Annotated in this window: 15 protein-coding genes; 14 read left to right on the forward strand and 1 reads right to left on the reverse strand. The window is 66.0% G+C overall.

Annotated features, from left to right (window positions below; genetic code table 11):
* Nucleotides 1-33 precede the first annotated feature (33 nt).
* From GOAMR_RS20665 to GOAMR_RS20690, 6 genes are all read left to right on the forward strand, one after another.
* The gene (locus tag GOAMR_RS20665) at nucleotides 34-1,239 is read left to right on the forward strand and encodes a cysteine desulfurase family protein (RefSeq protein WP_040515949.1); all 1,206 of its coding nucleotides are present in this window, start codon (nucleotides 34-36) and stop codon (nucleotides 1,237-1,239) included.
* A complete protein-coding gene (gene mnmA, locus GOAMR_RS20670; RefSeq protein WP_040515950.1) occupies nucleotides 1,236-2,342 on the forward strand; it encodes a tRNA 2-thiouridine(34) synthase MnmA in 1,107 nt (368 codons plus the stop codon). The genes GOAMR_RS20665 and mnmA overlap by 4 nt, the downstream gene beginning before the upstream one ends.
* Before the next feature lie 145 nt (nucleotides 2,343-2,487).
* Complete coding sequence (locus tag GOAMR_RS20675) at nucleotides 2,488-3,522, forward strand: uroporphyrinogen decarboxylase/cobalamine-independent methonine synthase family protein (protein ID WP_040515951.1); 1,035 nt, start codon at nucleotides 2,488-2,490, stop codon at nucleotides 3,520-3,522.
* Between the two features lie 201 nt (nucleotides 3,523-3,723).
* Nucleotides 3,724-4,089 carry a hypothetical protein gene (locus GOAMR_RS20680; protein WP_005192542.1) on the forward strand — a complete coding sequence of 122 codons (366 nt, stop codon included), beginning with the start codon at nucleotides 3,724-3,726 and terminating at the stop codon, nucleotides 4,087-4,089.
* A 33-nt stretch (nucleotides 4,090-4,122) separates the two neighbouring features.
* Complete coding sequence (locus tag GOAMR_RS20685; protein WP_005192544.1) at nucleotides 4,123-5,073, forward strand: RNA polymerase subunit sigma-70; 951 nt, start codon at nucleotides 4,123-4,125, stop codon at nucleotides 5,071-5,073.
* Nucleotides 5,074-5,153: 80 nt separating this feature from the next.
* The gene (locus GOAMR_RS20690; protein ID WP_040515953.1) at nucleotides 5,154-5,753 is read left to right on the forward strand and encodes a maleylpyruvate isomerase family mycothiol-dependent enzyme; all 600 of its coding nucleotides are present in this window, start codon (nucleotides 5,154-5,156) and stop codon (nucleotides 5,751-5,753) included.
* Nucleotides 5,754-5,776: 23 nt separating this feature from the next.
* On the opposite strand, the gene GOAMR_RS20695 is transcribed toward GOAMR_RS20690, so the two are convergent.
* Nucleotides 5,777-6,166: an MmcQ/YjbR family DNA-binding protein gene (locus GOAMR_RS20695; protein WP_005192549.1), complete on the reverse strand. Its 390-nt coding sequence runs from the start codon at nucleotides 6,164-6,166 to the stop codon at nucleotides 5,777-5,779.
* 109 nt (nucleotides 6,167-6,275) lie between these two features.
* On the opposite strand from GOAMR_RS20695, the gene GOAMR_RS20700 reads away from it, so the two are divergent.
* The 8 genes from GOAMR_RS20700 to GOAMR_RS20735 form a co-directional block, all read left to right on the forward strand.
* Nucleotides 6,276-7,616 carry an NtaA/DmoA family FMN-dependent monooxygenase gene (locus GOAMR_RS20700; RefSeq protein WP_005192552.1) on the forward strand — a complete coding sequence of 447 codons (1,341 nt, stop codon included), beginning with the start codon at nucleotides 6,276-6,278 and terminating at the stop codon, nucleotides 7,614-7,616.
* A gap of 106 nt (nucleotides 7,617-7,722) precedes the next feature.
* Complete coding sequence (locus GOAMR_RS20705) at nucleotides 7,723-8,712, forward strand: LLM class F420-dependent oxidoreductase (protein ID WP_005192554.1); 990 nt, start codon at nucleotides 7,723-7,725, stop codon at nucleotides 8,710-8,712.
* Between the two features lie 285 nt (nucleotides 8,713-8,997).
* Nucleotides 8,998-10,638 carry an ABC transporter substrate-binding protein gene (locus tag GOAMR_RS20710; RefSeq protein WP_005192557.1) on the forward strand — a complete coding sequence of 547 codons (1,641 nt, stop codon included), beginning with the start codon at nucleotides 8,998-9,000 and terminating at the stop codon, nucleotides 10,636-10,638.
* Nucleotides 10,639-10,708: 70 nt separating this feature from the next.
* Entirely contained in the window at nucleotides 10,709-12,352 is a 1,644-nt protein-coding gene (locus tag GOAMR_RS20715) for an ABC transporter substrate-binding protein (protein WP_005192559.1), read from the forward strand.
* Nucleotides 12,349-13,368 (forward strand): ABC transporter permease, encoded by a 1,020-nt coding sequence (locus tag GOAMR_RS20720; protein ID WP_005192561.1) that lies wholly within the window; start codon nucleotides 12,349-12,351, stop codon nucleotides 13,366-13,368. The genes GOAMR_RS20715 and GOAMR_RS20720 overlap by 4 nt, the downstream gene beginning before the upstream one ends.
* Nucleotides 13,365-14,210 (forward strand): ABC transporter permease, encoded by an 846-nt coding sequence (locus GOAMR_RS20725; RefSeq protein WP_005192563.1) that lies wholly within the window; start codon nucleotides 13,365-13,367, stop codon nucleotides 14,208-14,210. Before GOAMR_RS20720 ends, GOAMR_RS20725 begins: the two co-directional genes overlap by 4 nt.
* Nucleotides 14,211-14,223: 13 nt before the next feature.
* On the forward strand, nucleotides 14,224-15,912 hold the full coding sequence (locus GOAMR_RS20730) for a dipeptide ABC transporter ATP-binding protein (RefSeq protein WP_040515983.1): 1,689 nt from the start codon (nucleotides 14,224-14,226) through the stop codon (nucleotides 15,910-15,912).
* The coding region (locus GOAMR_RS20735) for an LLM class flavin-dependent oxidoreductase (protein WP_040515984.1) at nucleotides 15,909-16,567 on the forward strand (659 nt) is incomplete at its 3' end. The genes GOAMR_RS20730 and GOAMR_RS20735, both read left to right, overlap by 4 nt.

The raw sequence follows: 16,567 nt of genomic DNA on the forward strand, positions 1-16,567 counted from the left end.
GCGGCTGCCCGCACGTTTATCCTTGGCAGCGATATGTCCACACCGGTCCGGCCCCCCGTCTACCTCGATCACGCCGCATCAACCGTGATGCTTCCCGAAGCCGTCGAGGCGATGACCGCCGTCTACGCCCACCCCGGCAACGCGTCGTCGCTGCACGGTTCGGGCCGCAGGGCGCGGCGGCGGCTGGAGGAATCGCGCGAATCGATCGCCGCGGCGCTCGGCGCCCGGCCGTCGGAGGTCATCTTCACCGGCGGCGGCACCGAGTCCGACAATCTCGCGGTCAAGGGCATCTACCGGGCCCGCCGGGCCGAGAATCCCGACCGCACCCGGATCATCGTGTCGGCGGTCGAACACCACGCGATCCTCGATCCGGCGCAGTGGCTCGCCGACAACGAGGACGCCGAGCTCGTGGTCCTCCCGGTCGACAGCACCGGCGTTGTCGCACCTGACGACCTGCGTGCCGAACTGGACGCCCACGCCGGCGCCACCGCACTCATCTCCGTCATGTGGGCCAACAACGAGGTGGGCGCCATCGAGCCGGTCGCCGAGATCGCGGCGCTCGGCGCCGAGTTCGGTGTGCCGGTGCATTCGGACGCGATCCAGGCCGTCGGGCACATCCCGGTCGACTTCGCCGCGTCGGGGCTGTCGGCGCTGAGCCTGGCCGCGCACAAGTTCGGCGGCCCGCAGGGCGTCGGTGCGCTGCTGTTGCGCCGTGACGTCGCCTGCGTGCCGCTCCTGCACGGTGGCGGGCACGAACGCGACATCCGGTCGGGCACGCAGGACGTGGCCGGTGCCGTGGGGATGGCCACCGCGCTGCGCATCAGCACCGAGTCGATGGATACGACGACCGCACGCATCACCCGGCTGCGTGACCGGCTCCTCGACGTCCTGCTCGACGTTCCGGGAGCATCCGTCAACGGGCCGGTCGGCGCCGGTCGCCTGCCCGGCAACGCCCATGTCACCTTCGGCGACTGCGAGGGCGATTCGCTGTTGATGCTGCTCGACGCCAACGGCATCGAGTGCTCCACCGGTTCGGCGTGCACCGCCGGGGTGGCCCGCGCCAGCCACGTGCTGCTGGCGATGGGTTTCGACGTGCCGCACGCCCGTGGGTCGCTGCGGTTCTCCCTCGGCGCCACCAGCACCGACGCCGACGTCGACGCGGTGGCCGAGGTGATCGGCGACGTGGTGGATCGGGCACGCACCGCCGGGCTGGTTTCTGTTCGTGGAGGTATCCGGTGAGAGTTCTTGCGGCGATGAGCGGCGGCGTCGATTCGGCGGTGGCCGCGGCCCGCGCGGTCGAGGCCGGTCACGACGTGGTCGGCGTGCACCTGGCGCTGTCGACGGCACCCGGTGCGCTGCGCACCGGTTCGCGTGGATGCTGCTCCCGGGAGGACGCCGACGACGCCCGGCGCGCCGCCGACGTGCTCGGCATCCCGTTCTACGTGTGGGATTTCGCCGACCGCTTCAAGGAAGACGTGATCGACGAGTTCGTCGACGCCTACGCCGAGGGGCAGACCCCCAACCCGTGCCTGACCTGCAACGAGAAGATCAAGTTCGCGGCCCTGGCCGACAAGGCGATCGCGCTCGGCTTCGACGCCCTGGCCACCGGCCACTACGCCCGCCTGGAGAACGGTGAACTGCGCCGCGCCGTCGACGACGACAAGGACCAGTCCTACGTGCTCGCGGTGCTCGACCACGCCCAGCTGAGCCGGGCGATGTTCCCGTGCGGCGACACCCCCAAGCCGCAGATCCGCGAGGAGGCCGCCCGGCGCGGCCTGTCGGTGGCCGACAAGCCCGACTCGCACGACATCTGCTTCATCCCCACCGGCGACACCCGCGCCTTCCTCGGCGCCCGTATCGGGATCCGGCCCGGCGCCGTCGTCGACGCCGACTCGGGGGAGCGGCTCGCCGAACACGAAGGCGTGCACGGCTTCACGATCGGCCAGCGCAAGGGCCTGGGTATCGAGGCCCCCGCACCCGACGGCAAGCCCCGCTACGTCACCGGCATCGACCCCGAGTCGGGCACCGTCACCGTCGGCTCGGCCGAACACCTGCAGGTGTGGTCCATCGAAGCCGGGCGTGCGGTGTGGACGTCGGGTCAGGTGCCCGACGGACCTGTCGACTGCGTGGTGCAGGTACGTGCGCACGGCGGTCTCGCACCCGCGCGCGCCACCCCGGTGGTCCGCGACGGCGAGGCTCGCATCGACATCGAACTCTCCGAACCGCTCACCGGCGTGGCGCGCGGCCAGGCCGCTGTGCTGTACCTGCCGGACGAGTCCGCCGGCGACCTGGTGATCGGGTCCGGCCGGATCATCCGCACCTCCTCCCTGGCCCGGGTGTGACGGGCAACGGTGTGACTGCTTCGCCGGTGCAGGTGCGAGGAGCGCAAGCGACGAGCCTCGAAACCTCGCGAGCGGACAATGCCGTCCCACCGGGTGTCGAGGCTCGCAGGCTCGCACCTCAACCATCGAATGGGGTTGGCGCCGAATGTCTGTAACAATCCCAACCGCGGTGGGCACCGGTATCGGGTCGATGCCCGGAACCGATCCCCGCGAGGCCGCGTCGATCATCAACGGCGAACTGGACTTCGCCCATCTCGCCGAACTGCCCGCCCGGGGGGTCGGCGCGGACATGATCGGCCGGATGGCGGCGATCCTCGTCGACATGCCGATGGACGCGGGCACGTGGGGTTACCGCCTGTCGGGCCGCCGGTCGAACGTCTCCCGCCGGGCCGCGGACTTCTTGTCCGCCGATCTCGACGCGGTCGAAGAGCTGTGGGATGCGGCGGGATTCATCAGAACGGGACGACCGTTCAAGATCCAGGTGTGCGGTCCGTTCACCTTCGCCGCCTCCGCGGAACTGCCCAACGGTCACAGGATCCTTCGTGACCGCGGGGCCTGGTCGGATGTGATCGCCTCGGCGACCGAGGGCATCCGTGTCCTGGTCGCCGAGACCGAACGCCGGCTGGGCACGAACACCGTTGTGCAGCTCGATGAACCGTCGATCGGCGCGGTTCTCGACGGCACCGTGAAGCCGCTGACCCGGTTCGACACCATCCCCGCGATCCCGGTGATCGAGGTGGCCGACGCTCTCACGCAGCTGGTCGAGGCGATCGAACGGCCGGTGATCCTGCACAATTGCGGTGCGCCGCGCTGGGATCTGACGGCACGACTGCCCGGTGTCGCTGTCTCATGCGACATCACATCGTGGACGGGGGAGTCGGCGGCCGACCTGGACGGGGTGGGAGCCCTGATCGATCGTGGCGATGTGTGGGTCGCCGGTGCCGTGCCCTCGACGCCGCCCCGGGCGGCGTCCGATACGGGGTCGCCGGCCGAGCGGGTCGCGTCCGCGCTGGCCCGTCTCGTCGACAGGATCGGCCTGAATCGTTCGGTGCTTCGGGAGAATGTCGTCGTGACACCGGCGTGCGGGCTGGCCGGGGCGGGCTCCGTCTGGTCGTCGAAGGCGCTGGCCGTGACCGCGAAGGCCGGTGAGCTGTTGTCCGCCGACCCCGATGCGCTGTAGCCCTCAGCGCCGACGAGCGCCACTCTGCATATTCTTTGCTTCGATGAACTGGGTTCTGGCTCAGCGGGTTTCCAGTCTGTGAACACTGCCACGTGCCGCTACCGCAACGCGGGCGCTGTCGGTAAAGTCTGCGGAAATCACACATCACACCGGGTGGCAAGTCCCAGAACGGGCGGCCGCGCACTACCAGGGGGCTCAGGGATGGAAGGCGGAACGCACACTCGCAATCCGCATCACGCTCACCGCACCGACGCGGCCGACGCGAAGGGTAACGCGATGCTCGGCGAAATGTTCCGGGCCCTCGTCGAGGAGGCGGCGCGGCAGTGGCTTCCCCGTCGAGGCACGCGCGACGACCAGGCGGACACCGGGCCCCGCCCCGAATGGTCGCCTTACCGGACAACCTCCTACGAGGTGCCCAAACTCGAGCCCCTGCGCAATCCCGCCGACGTTTCGCGGCGCCCCGAACTGCGGCCCCTCGACGGCAATCGCCTGCGCGACCCGGCCGACACCACCGACCTCCCGGCGAGCCGGAAACTCCCGCGCGAAAGGCGTCTTCCGCCGCTCTGACATCGCCTCACATGCGGCACTACACTCGGGGTCATGACGATCGAGGCAGACCTCGAGGCGTTGCGTGGACCGCTCAACGCGTACTGCTACCGGATGCTGGCCGGCTCGTCTGAATGCGAAGATGCCGTGCAGGAGACGATGATCCGCGCTCTGCGCGAGCTGGATACCTTCGATTCGCGGCGCGCCCGGCTGACCACCTGGGTGCATCGGATCGCACACAATGTGTGCATCGACATGCTGCGCGCGGCACAACGTCGGGCATCCCCGATGGATGTCGCCGGCCTGGGCGAACCGGGTGTCTTCGGCGCTGCGGCGCCGGCGGGCAGCTACGTCGATCCTGTTCCGGGGAGTTTCGTCGTGTACTCGTCGGATCCCGCACGCCGGGCAGTGGAACGGGAAACGGTCCGCTTGGCGTTCGTGGCCGCACTGCAGCACCTCACACCGCCTCAGCGGGCGGCCACCATCCTGCGTGATGTGCTCGCATTCTCCGCCGCCGAGACCGCGGACATTCTCGGTGTGAGCGTGGGAGCGATCAACAGTTCACTTCAGCGCGCACGCGGTGTGCTGCCGGCGCAGTCCTGCGGTGATGGGTCGGTGAGCGATGAGCAGGCTCGCGCTCTCGCCGAGCGCTATGTGGCCGCCTTCGAAGCGCACGATGTCGGCGGGCTGATCGCGGTGCTGCACGACGATGTGACCACGACGATGCCGCCGGTGAGGTGGTGGCTGGCCGGGCGCGAGGCGATTGCCTCGCTCGCCGCCATGTCCGATGCGTGCGCCGCCGACCGCCTGGTCATCACCGACATCAACGGCCAGGTCGGATTCGGGCAGTATCGCCCGGACGCGGTGGGTACGTTGCGGCCGTTCGCGCTGGTCGCCGTGGAGTTTCGGGGTGGGCTGATCGGGCACACGACGACGTTCCTCGGAACAGCCGGCCGGTTTGCCGAGTTCGGTCTGCCACCCACGCTGCCACCGGACAACGCCTGAGCGATGAGTTTCGCCTGCGCCCCACGTATAAGAAGTGCCGGCGAGTTCTCGACGGTATGACGATTCACGGGAGGACGGGAATGATCGCTTCAGAGGAAGACTCCGCATTGGTGCGGGAGACCTTCGCCGAACGCCGGCGGCTGGTGGAATTGCTGTCGGGTCTGACGCCGCAGCAGTGGGCGGCGGCGTCGTTGTGTGAGGGGTGGCGGGTCCGGGAGGTCGTCGCGCACATCACGCTGGCCTACCGGCATTCGGGGCCGCGGGTGCTCGCCGGGATCGCAGCCGCGGGATTCCGATTCAATGTGTTCAGCGACCGGATCGCGCGTAGCGATTGTGACCGCAACAGCGATGTCGTACTGCTGAACTCGTTGCGGGACAACGTCGAGCACCCGTGGCGGCCGCCCGGCGGTGGTCAGCGCGGGGCACTGGCCCACGACGTCATCCACGGACTCGACATCACCGAGGCACTCGGTCTTTCCCCCGCGCCGGCCGAACGGATCGCGATGGCGATGAAGGACGCGGGTCGCAAACAACTCAAGTACTTCGGTGTCGACCTGCGGGGACGCTCGCTGACGGCCACCGATGCCGACCTCGTGATCGGAACCGGGCAGCCGATGCCGCTACCGGCGAAGGACATCACATTGATCGTCACCGGCAGGCGGGAGGTGCCCGCGGACTGAGCAGGCGTGTGCCGACGTCCGGTTCACTGCCCGGCGGCGTCGAGCTTGGCGATGGACCGTTTCGGGGCGACCTGCCGGAAACTGGCGTCGAGCAGCTCGGCCACCTCCGTCCAGTCGGTGTCGTCGTCGAGCAGGATGCCGAGCCAGCCGGCAGGTCCGAAATACGCCGGAATGTAGAAGCGCTGATCGCCGATCAGCGCCTCGCGTTCGGTGGGGTCCGGGATGAACAGCAACGACTGTTCGTGCCGGACCCCACCCTTGACCGAGCCGCCATAGTTGCCGAACATCTTGCCGCAGCGGAACGTCGGGCGCCCGTGCGCGATCACCTCGGTGGCATCGGGCAGTGCCAGAGCGAACTCCCGGACCTTGGCCAGGATCGGGTCGTCGTCGGTGAACATGATCGGATGTGGCATAGGTCTCAAGGGTAGGCCGTGCGGGTGAGAACCGCCGCGATTGAATCTCTTGTCGCTCCCGATGCCCCGCAACTAGCGTCCGGGTGTCCGAAAGTGAAAGGGGAGCCGGATGGTACGGCAGTCGGGTGTGTTCTTCGTATCGGGTGAGTTCGCGTTCACCGACAGGTTTCCGAGTTGGAAGCAGGGCGGATCGCCGGAACGGCGGGCCGCCGGTTCGGCCGACTTCGCGCGGGAACTCGACGAACTCGGGTTCGACGCGATCTTCATCGCCGACTTCCTCGGCCTGAACCGGTCCCAGGTGGCCAACAGGTCGGCGCGGCACTTCGAACCGCTGACCGCGGCATCGCATCTGGCGGCAATGACCAGCCGGATCGGCCTGGTCATCACCATCTCCACCCAGTTCACCGAGCCCTACAACACGGCGCGGCAACTCAATTCGCTGGACTGGCTCTCGCAGGGGCGGATCGGCTGGAATGTGGTCACCTCGTTCAACGGGGAACGCAACTACGGCTACGACGCGATTCCGGTACCGGCCGAACGGTATTCGCGGGCGGCCGAGTATCTGTCGGTGACCAAGGCACTATGGAACTCGTGGGCACCCGACGCGATCATCCGCGATCTCGACAACGAGGTGTTCACCGACATCACCAAGGTGAGCGACATCGACCATCGAGGTGAACATTTCGCCGTGCGTGATGCCCTCGACCTGGAACCCGGGCCGCAACGGATCCCGGTCATCGCCCAGGCCGGGGCCTCCGAACGCGGCATCGACTTCGCCGCGGGCTCGGCGGAGGTGGTGTTCGTGGCGACCCCCGACATCGATGCCGGGCGCGCGTACTACAAGACGATCAAGGACGCGGTGCGCGGCCACGGCCGCGACCCCGGCCACCTGAAGGTGCTGCCCGGCCTCCGTCTGTATCTCGGTGACACCGTCGAGGAGGCCGAAGCGGCCTACTATGGCCAGCTCACCGATATCGACCTCGAACGGGCGAAGACCGCCATTACCTACGAGGTGCCCGGGCTGGACCTCTCCGGACTCGGACCCGACGACGAGATCCCGCTGGACCGCTTTCCCGCACCGGAGGCGATCGTCGCGGAGAACCGCCGGGTGAGCCGGGCACTGATCTACCGCAACTGGGTACGCGACGGTGTCTACCCGACGCTGCGCCGCTTCCTCGTCCGGTACGCCACCTCGTTCGGGCACTTCCAGATTGTCGGGACCGCCGCCGATGCGGTCGAACAGATCACCGACTGGGTCACCACCGGCGCCTCCGACGGCTTCATCCTGCTCGGCGGGTCGAGCTTCGACCGGATCCGCGACGACGTACTGCCGGGTCTGGTCGACCGCGGGGTGTTCGCCCGGGACCATGCCGGTGCCACGCTGCGCGAGCGGCTGGGGACATCGACACCCGGTCTTCCGGATGGTGAGGTGTCGCGGGCGGCCGGGTAAGACGCGCGGTGGTCGATAGTCTTGTCGCGCCCGCCACCATGGGCGATGCGACGTCAGGCTCCGTTGCCGGTGCGAACTGCGCCGACGCGGCGTTAGGTTGGTGCTCATGGATTTCGGAATCTTCATCCCCCAGGGCTGGCGTCTGGATCTCGTCGGCATTGAACCCGCGCAGCAGTGGCCGCTGATCAAGCGTCTCGCCCAGCAGGCCGACGCGGGTCCGTGGACGTCGCTGTGGGTGTACGACCACTTCCACACCGTGCCCACACCCACACAGGAGGCCACCCACGAGGCGTGGACACTCATGTCGGCGTTCGCGGCGTCCACCGAACGCATCCGTCTCGGCCAGATGTGCACCTGCATCGCGTACCGCAATCCGGCCTACCTGGCCAAGGTCGCCACCACCGTCGACCACGTCTCCGGTGGGCGCGTCGAGATGGGTATCGGCGCGGGCTGGTACGAGCATGAATGGCTGGCCTACGGATACGGATTCCCCGGTGCCGGTGACCGCCTGCGGGCCCTGGATGAGGGCGTGCAGATCTTCATCCAGGCCTGGCGGGACGGGAATGTCACCCTCGACGGGAGGATCTATCAGGTCGACGGTGCGATTGTGCAGCCGTTACCGTTGCAGGACAACGGTATCCCGCTGTGGATCGCCGGCGGCGGTGAGCGCAGGACGCTGCGCATCGCGGCGAAGTACGCGCAGTACACCAACTTCGACGGCACCCCCGAGGGTTTCGCGCACAAGTCGGCGATCCTGGAGCAGCACGCCAAGGACCTCGGCCGCGACTTCGCCGAGATCACCCGCTCCTCCAACTACAACGTGGTGATCGGGGAGACCGAGAAAGAGGTCGCCGACAAACTCGACTGGATCCAGGCGCACTACGCCAAGCTGGTGCCCGGTGAGCCGGCCGACCGGTACAACACCACCTTCCGCTCCGGATACCTGGTGGGCACCCCCGAGCAGATCGTCGAAAAGCTCGGTGCCGTCCGTGACCTCGGCCTCGGCTACGCCATCACCAACTTCGTCGACCTCGCCTACGACCAGTCCGGCGCGCAACTGTTCGCGGACAAGGTAATCCCCGAGTTCGCGTCCTGAACCACACGAATGGGGCTCGCCACCGCACTATCTGCGATGGCGGGCCCCTTTCGTGTGGTTCAGGGCATGCGATCCGGGGACAGTCGAGCTGAGGTATCGGTCACAGACGAGAGGTGGTCGCGGTGGATGGACGGAAAACATGCTGGCAGTGACTTTCCATTGCCGGTATGCGAACCATTAAGTCTCGGTGTGCGGTTCGTGTAGAGCGATATCGTAGGTTGCCACGCCGGTAGTACGCACACTTCTCTGCGGCACGTATCCAGGACAGAACGGTTTCGCAGATTCATGGCACACTCATTTGATCGTCGTCGTTTCCTCGCGCTCGGCATCGCCTTGGCGAGTACGGGTGCGCTGGCGGCCTGCGGGTCGCGGGGCGGGGGTACCCAGCAAGCATCGGCCGTCACCGGACCACCCCGAACAGGCGGCTCGATCACCTATCTGAACGAGAAGCTGATCGATGGCTACCAGCAGCAGAAAACGGGGTCCTGGCACGTCGCACAGGTGTGGAATCAGCTTGTCGAGCGACTCTTTTACTACGAGGCCGACGGCAGGTTCGTCCCGCATCTGGCGACCGGATTCACCGAGAACGACGAACGCACCCGCTTCACCCTGACGATCCGCAAAGGTGTCACCTTCTCCAACGGTGAGCCGCTCGACGCGGCGGCGGTGGCCGCCAACCTGAACTTCCTGGCCAGAGGCGATGAAGCGCGCGGGATTCCGCGATCACAATACTTTCCCAAGGACTACTACGGGGAAGCGGTCGCGACCGGATCGCACACCGTGGAGGTCCGGCTGACCAAGCCGTACGGCGACTTCATCCAGAAGCTCGGCGCGTGGACCACCGTCGGCATCCTGGCACCCGCAACGATCAACGCAAGCCTCGACAGACAATCCGACCTGCGCAACGTGTACGGCACCGGGCCGTTCGTCGTCGAATCATGGGTGCCGAACAAGGAAGTCGTGCTCGCGCGGCGCGAGGACTATTCATGGCCACGCGCCGACGCCCGGCACGACGGGCCGGCTTACCTCGACAAGGTGGTGGTGCAGCAGGTTGCCGAACCGGCACTGCGGGTCGGTGCGCTCGAATCCGGTCAGGTCGAGGTCATCCACTATGTGCAGCAGACCGAAGAACAGCGGATCGCCGACAACGGTTTCAACCTGATCGCACCATCGTTTTTCGGCAGCGTCTGGGGATTGCAATTGCGCCTCACCGCCGACTATCTCGACGACATCAGGGTCCGCAAGGCACTCTCGCACGGCATCGACCGAAAGGAGATCCTGGCCACCAACTTTCCGAGTGGTAAGTGGTCGGAGGCCAAATCCATCTTCAACGATGTGGTGCCAGGGACCCTGGATCTTCGGGACCGGTTCGCCTACGACCCGGCACTGGCCAATTCGTTGCTCGATGAGGCGGGCTGGACCGCTCGCGATCGGCAGGGCTACCGGACCAAGGCGGGCAAGCGGCTGAGTTTCGTGATCTATCCGTCGGTCTTCACCACCACCTCCCGTCTCGATCTGCAGTTGCTCGCTCAGCAGTGGAAGAAGATCGGTGTCGCGCTCGACATCAAAGGCGTCGACTTCGCCAATTACAGCACCGTCACCGCCGAACCCGATGTGCCGCTGTACGAGAACCATTGGCTCGCGGGCAGTCAAAGCGAGGTATGGCGGTGGTGGCACAGCAGCGAAGGAAATCAGTTCAAGAACCCCGACCCAGAGCTCGACGCCCTGCTCACAGATGTCATTCAGGCCAAGAACGCCGACGCCCGGATCGAGGCATCCAAGAAGGTCCAAGAATACGTCATCGACAACGCCTACTACATCCCCATCCACGAGTTTCTGCAGACCTGGGGCGCCGCACAGACGGTGCAGGGCCTGCAAGTCGACGGTTTGGGCCTGATCAGTTTCTACGACGCCTGGCGTGCATAGTCACCGAACCACTGACCGATCACACCATTATCGGCAACCCGCACCGATGTATTCCGAAAGAAGGATCTCCATGAGACACGATGTCGGCCGGCGCCAGTTTCTGCGCCTCGGTGCGCTCCTTGCCGGTGCCGCAGTGGTGGCTGCGTGTACTCGCGACGGTGACTCCGGCTCCCCGGCGCCCGCCGGATCCGGCAACTCCGAACCGAAGCCCGGCGGTGAGATCACCTATCTCAACGCGCACCTGAACCAGGGGTATGCGCAACAGCAGGTCAGTTCGTGGCATGTCCTGCAGGTGTGGGCGCAGTTCGTGGAGTACCTGTTCTATTACGACGACGAGGGTGCGCTACTGCCGCATCTGGCGTCCGGCTTCACCCACAACGCCGACTTCACCGAATTCATCATCACGGTGCGGGAGGGCATCACCTTCTCCAACGGGGAGAAACTCGACGCGGCGGCGGTGGCGTTGAACCTGAATCTGCAGGGCCTCGGTGACGATTCGCGGGGTATCACCCGGGTGGCCAACCTGCCGGAAACGTTCGACAAGGCCACGGCGATCAGTGCCACCGAGGTCCAGGTGCGGCTGACCGCGCCGTTCCCGGCGTTGATTCCGGTTCTGGCCGGGACGTCGACCACCGGGATCCTGGCGCCCGCGACGCTCAAGCTCAGCCTGGAGGAGCAGAGCGACCTCAAGAACACCTATGCCACCGGACCGTTCGTCGTCGACTCGTGGAAACCGAACAAGGAGATCGTGCTCGTCCGGCGCGACGACTACGCGTGGCCGCGGCCCGATTCGGCCCACCAGGGGCCCGCCTACCTGGACAAGATCACCATTCAACAATTGTCGGAGGCGTCGCTTCGGGTAGGTGCACTCGACTCCGGGCAGGTCGACCTCATCCACTACCCCCAGCCATCCGAAGAAACAGGTCTGGTCGAGCGGGGTGCGACGCTGCTCAACAGCTTCGTTCCGGGCAGCGTGTGGGGCCTGCACCTGCGACTAGGTGCCGAACACCTTGACGACATCAGGGTCCGTAAGGCGCTCACGCATGCGATCAACCGGCAGGAGATCGTCGACACGCTGTACTCGTCCGAGTGGAAAGTGGCGACGGGACCGCTGAATTCGTCGACGCCCTGGGGGCTTGATCTCAGTGATCGCTTCGCCTACAACCCGGATCTGGCCAACAGGCTCCTCGATGAGGCGGGCTGGACGGGCCGGGACAAGGACGGCTACCGCACCAAGGGCGGTCGGCAACTCTACTTCTTCGAGTATCCGTCGGTGTTCATCACCACCTCGCGTGACGATCTTGCACTGATCGCCCAGCAGTGGAAGAAGGTGGGCGTACGTCTGGAGCTGAAGGGCGTCGACTTCTCCAACTACAACACCGTCGCGCAACAGGACAGTGTTCCGCTGTATGAGATCCACTGGGCTGCACCTCATCCGGTGTACCTGTGGCGGTGGTGGCATTCCAGCCAGCAGAACCAATTCAAGAAGCCGTCTGCAGAATTCGATCGAATCCTGGAGGACGTGGCCACCGCGCCGACCGATGCCGAAGCGTTCGCCGCGTCGAAGAAGGCCCAGGAGTATGTCATCGACCACGCCTATTTCATTCCAGTGCACGAATTTCCGCAGAATTTCGCTGCATCGGCGAAGCTCAAAGGCATCGGCGCCGACGGTTACGGCCGAATCCGGCTCTACGACACCTGGCTCGACTCATGACAGCCGGACTGCAGGTCCGCGAACAGGACACGCGTATCCTGGCCGGTCCTTCCGGCCCACGGCTGTGGCTTTCGGCGAACGGCGGGTATATCGCCTCCCGGGTCGGGCAGGCGCTGCTGGCGGTTCTCGGCGTGTACGTGCTGGTATTTGTCATCGTCACGGTGCTGCCCGGGGACCCGGTGTCCTCTCAGTTGCGTAACCCGGAGAACAACTATTCGGAGGAGGAGATAGCGAGGCTGCTGGCGTACTACAAGCTTGATCGTTCGGTGTTCGAGCAACTTGGGATCGCCCTGGGACGCTTGTTCTCCGGTGACCTCGGACTGTCGATCAGTTCGCACCGTCCGGTGTCGGCGGTGCTGTGGGAAGGAATTCCGTCGACGCTACAACTGGCCGGAACGGCATTCGTGTTCGCAACTATTCTGGCCTTCCTGATCGCACTGGCGGCGATCTACGTTCCGGCCCGGTTCGGCGGTGCGGTGTTCCGGGCATTCCCACCGCTGTTCCTGTCGATGCCCAACTTCTTGATCGGGCTGGTGATCATCGACATCTTCTCCTTCCAGCTCGGGTTCTTCGCGATCAACGACTACGACAGCATCAATGCGCTGATCTACCCGGCGATCACGCTGGCCATCCCGGCGTCGGCGCCGATCGCGCAGATCTTCCTCACCGCTCTGGATGATGCACGGGCTCAGCAGTATTCGACGGTGGCTATCTCGAAGGGGATCAGCAGGATCGGACTGTTCGGACGGCATCTGCTGCCCAACGCGGCGCTGCCGACGCTCACCATCACCGCCATCATCGTCGGCGATCTGCTCGGCGGGTCGGTACTCACCGAAGCGATATTCGGGCGCACCGGAATCGGCAGCATCATTCAGACCGCCGCCACCGAACAGGATGTGCCGGTATTGCAGGCGGCGGTCACCCTGGCGGCGGTGCTGTTCCTCACGATCAATCTTGTTGTCGACCTGATCTATCCCGTACTCGACCCACGTCTACGAAAGGCGGCAGCCACATGACGGCGACGCTGACACTGTCCCGCGGTCCGGCCGTACGTGTGCCCGGGCTCTCGGTACGTACCATTGCCACGACGCTGGCGGGTTTGATCATCCTGGTGCTCATCGCGTGGGTGATCGCACCGAGTCTGTTCACCTCCCACGACCCGTACGCCGGCGTTCCGGCCGAACGATTCGCCGAACCATCGGCCGCGCACCTGTTCGGTACCGATCAACTCGGCCGGGATGTCTTCGCCCGGGTGGTGCACGGCACCCGGCCTGCCGTCCTGTCCGCGCTCCTGGCGGTGACGATCGGGTTGGTGGCCGGCAGCGCGATCGGCCTGCTCGCCGGATTCTTCGGTGGCATCGTCGACGGAATCCTCGGGCGGGTACTGGACATCGTGCTGGCCATACCAAGTTTTCTGCTTGCCGTGATCGTGGTGGTGTCGTTGGGCTTTCAGACAGTGAATGCTGCCATCGCGGTGGGTGTGTCATCCATAGCGGTATTCGGCAGGCTCATCCGTTCGGAAGTGCTGCGGGTGAAGAATCTGACATTCGTGGAGTCGGCGTACCTGATCGGTGGAAGCCGGTTGTCGGTTCTGTTCGCCCACGTGCTACCCAACACCTATCGGTCGGTGGTGGCGTTGGCGGTGTTGCAATTCGGGCTGGCGATCATCAGCATCGCCGGACTGGCCTTCCTCGGCTACGGCAATCCGCCGCCGAGTCCCGACTGGGGATTGCTGGTCGCCGAAGGCAAGGACTATCTGTACCGCTATCCATGGGTGGTGTACCTGCCCGGCCTGGTCATGGTGGCCACCGTGCTCTCACTGAATCAACTCAGCACCACTATCGGTAAGGACAAGTGACGTGACGGTTTCCATCGACACAGCCCCTCGCACGCGACACGGCTCGCGGCCATCGTCGCGATCGGACACGGTGCTGTCGGTGCGCGACCTGCGCGTCGCGTACGGCGGCGACCTGCGATCGCCGACCGTCCACGGGGTGTCCTTCGATGTCGCCGCCGGCGAGACCGTCGCGGTGGTCGGCGAATCCGGCTCGGGCAAGTCCACCCTCGTCAATGCGATACTGCGGCTGTTGGATTCGTCGACGGCGGTCGGTGGCGAGGCGTTCTTCGCCGGCCGCGACATCCTGCGCCTGTCCGAGCGGGCCTTCCGGGCACTGCGCGGCCGGCAGATCGGATTCGTACCGCAGGATCCGACGGCATCGCTCAATCCGGTCCGGCGGATCGACCATCAGGTGTACGAGTCGTTCCGCGAATCCGACCAGCCCGAGCACGCCGACCGGCAGCGCTATCCAGCGCTGGCGCGAGAGCTCCTGGCGTCGGTCGGCATCGTCGACCCAGAGCGGGCGTTGCGGTCGTATCCGCATCAACTGTCCGGTGGACAGTTGCAGCGCGTGCTGATCGGCCTGGCCATCGCCGGGCGGCCACAGTTGATCGTCGCCGACGAACCCACCTCCGCCCTCGATGTGACAATCCAGAAGACGATCCTGGATCTGCTCGACAGTCTCAAGGCCGAATTCGGTGTGTCGATACTGCTGATCACGCACGACCTGTCGCTGGCAGCCGAGCGGTCCGATCAGGTCGTCGTTCTCAACGACGGCGAACTACAGGAGCACGGTCCGTCAAGGGAGACACTGACGGCGCCCAGATCGGCGTATGCGCGCGCCCTTATCCGAGATATCCCACGATTGAATCTCGACAGGTTCGCGCCGGCGATCTCCCGCCGCGCGGAGCCGGAAGCGGGTCGCTACGCGCTCGAAGTCGAGAACGTCCAGAAGAGTTTCGGTGCCGGCGAGCACCGGACCGAGGCCCTCAAGGGTGTCTCCCTGCGGATCCCGCCGGGGCGCACCCACGCCCTCGTCGGTGAGTCGGGCTCGGGGAAGACCACCATCGCGCGTCTGGTGCTACGTCTGCTCGAACCCGATGAAGGCCGGATTATTGTTGACGGACAGGATGTTTCGCATCTCGATCGGAAAGATCTGCGGTCCGCGCGCAGGCATCTGCAGCTCGTCTACCAGAATCCGTTCAACTCCCTGGACCCCACCTACACCGTCGGCAGGATCGTCGCCGAACCACTGGTGCGCTACCGCGAGGGATCCCGCGAGGAACGTCGGCGCCGCGTCGTCGAGGTACTGGAGTTGGTCGGGCTGGACGAGAGTTTTGCCGACAGGCGCGCCCGGCGTCTGTCGGGCGGTCAACGGCAGCGCGTCGCGATCGCCCGCGCGCTCAGCCTCAATCCCGATGTCCTCGTCCTCGACGAACCCACCTCGGCGCTCGATGTGACCGTACAGGCGCAGATCCTCGACGTTCTCGTCGATCTACAGGTGCGGCTGGGCCTCAGTTACCTGTTCATCTCGCACGATCTCAGCGTGGTCCGGCAATTCGCCGACACCGTCACCGTCCTACAGCACGGAGTGGTGAAAGAGGACGGCCCCACCGCCCAGGTGTTCGCCGACCCCGCCGACGATTACACGCGTGCGCTGGTGGCGTCGATCCCCGATGTCGCCCGGACGGCCACCGACCTACCGGTAGGGGCGGTCCGTTGAACAGGTACTTGAAGTTCACCGTCAATCTGATTCCGGGCCCGATACAGACCGCTGACGGAACCCACCCGTTCATCGATATCGATGATTTCGTGCGTTCGGCGCAGCTTGCCGAAGAATCGCGAGTCGATGCGGTGTTCTTCGCCGATTCTCAGGCGCTGGGGCCGGACGGGCTGGGCTTCGCCTACCTGGATCCGTTGACGCTGCTGCCGGCGATCGCCCGCGAGACCGAACATGTCGGTCTGATCGCCACCGCGTCCACCACCTACGGCACCCCGTACGCGCTGGCGCGGGCGATCCTGTCGATCGACCACATCTCCCGCGGCCGGGCCGGCTGGAACATCATCACCACGATGGATCCGGCGGTGTCCCGGAACTTCGGTCTGGACGAACCGCCGTCGCGCGACGAACGGTACCGGCGCGCAGACGAATTCGCCGAGGTCGTCGAGAAGCTGTGGTTATCGTGGCGCGACGATGTCACGCGGAGCTGGGATCTCGACGCACCGGACCGTTCGCCGATCGATCACGACGGTGAGTTCTTCTCCGTGGCCGGGCCTTTGCAGATTCCCCGGTCCCGGCAAGGGACGCCCGTCGTCTTCCAGGCCGGCGGCTCCGACCAGGGGATCGGCACCGCCGCCCGGTTCGCCGACGGTGTGTT

Origin of the sequence: Gordonia amarae NBRC 15530 (genome assembly GCF_000241345.1) — a bacterium.
Taxonomy (GTDB): Bacteria; Actinomycetota; Actinomycetes; order Mycobacteriales; family Mycobacteriaceae; genus Gordonia; species Gordonia amarae.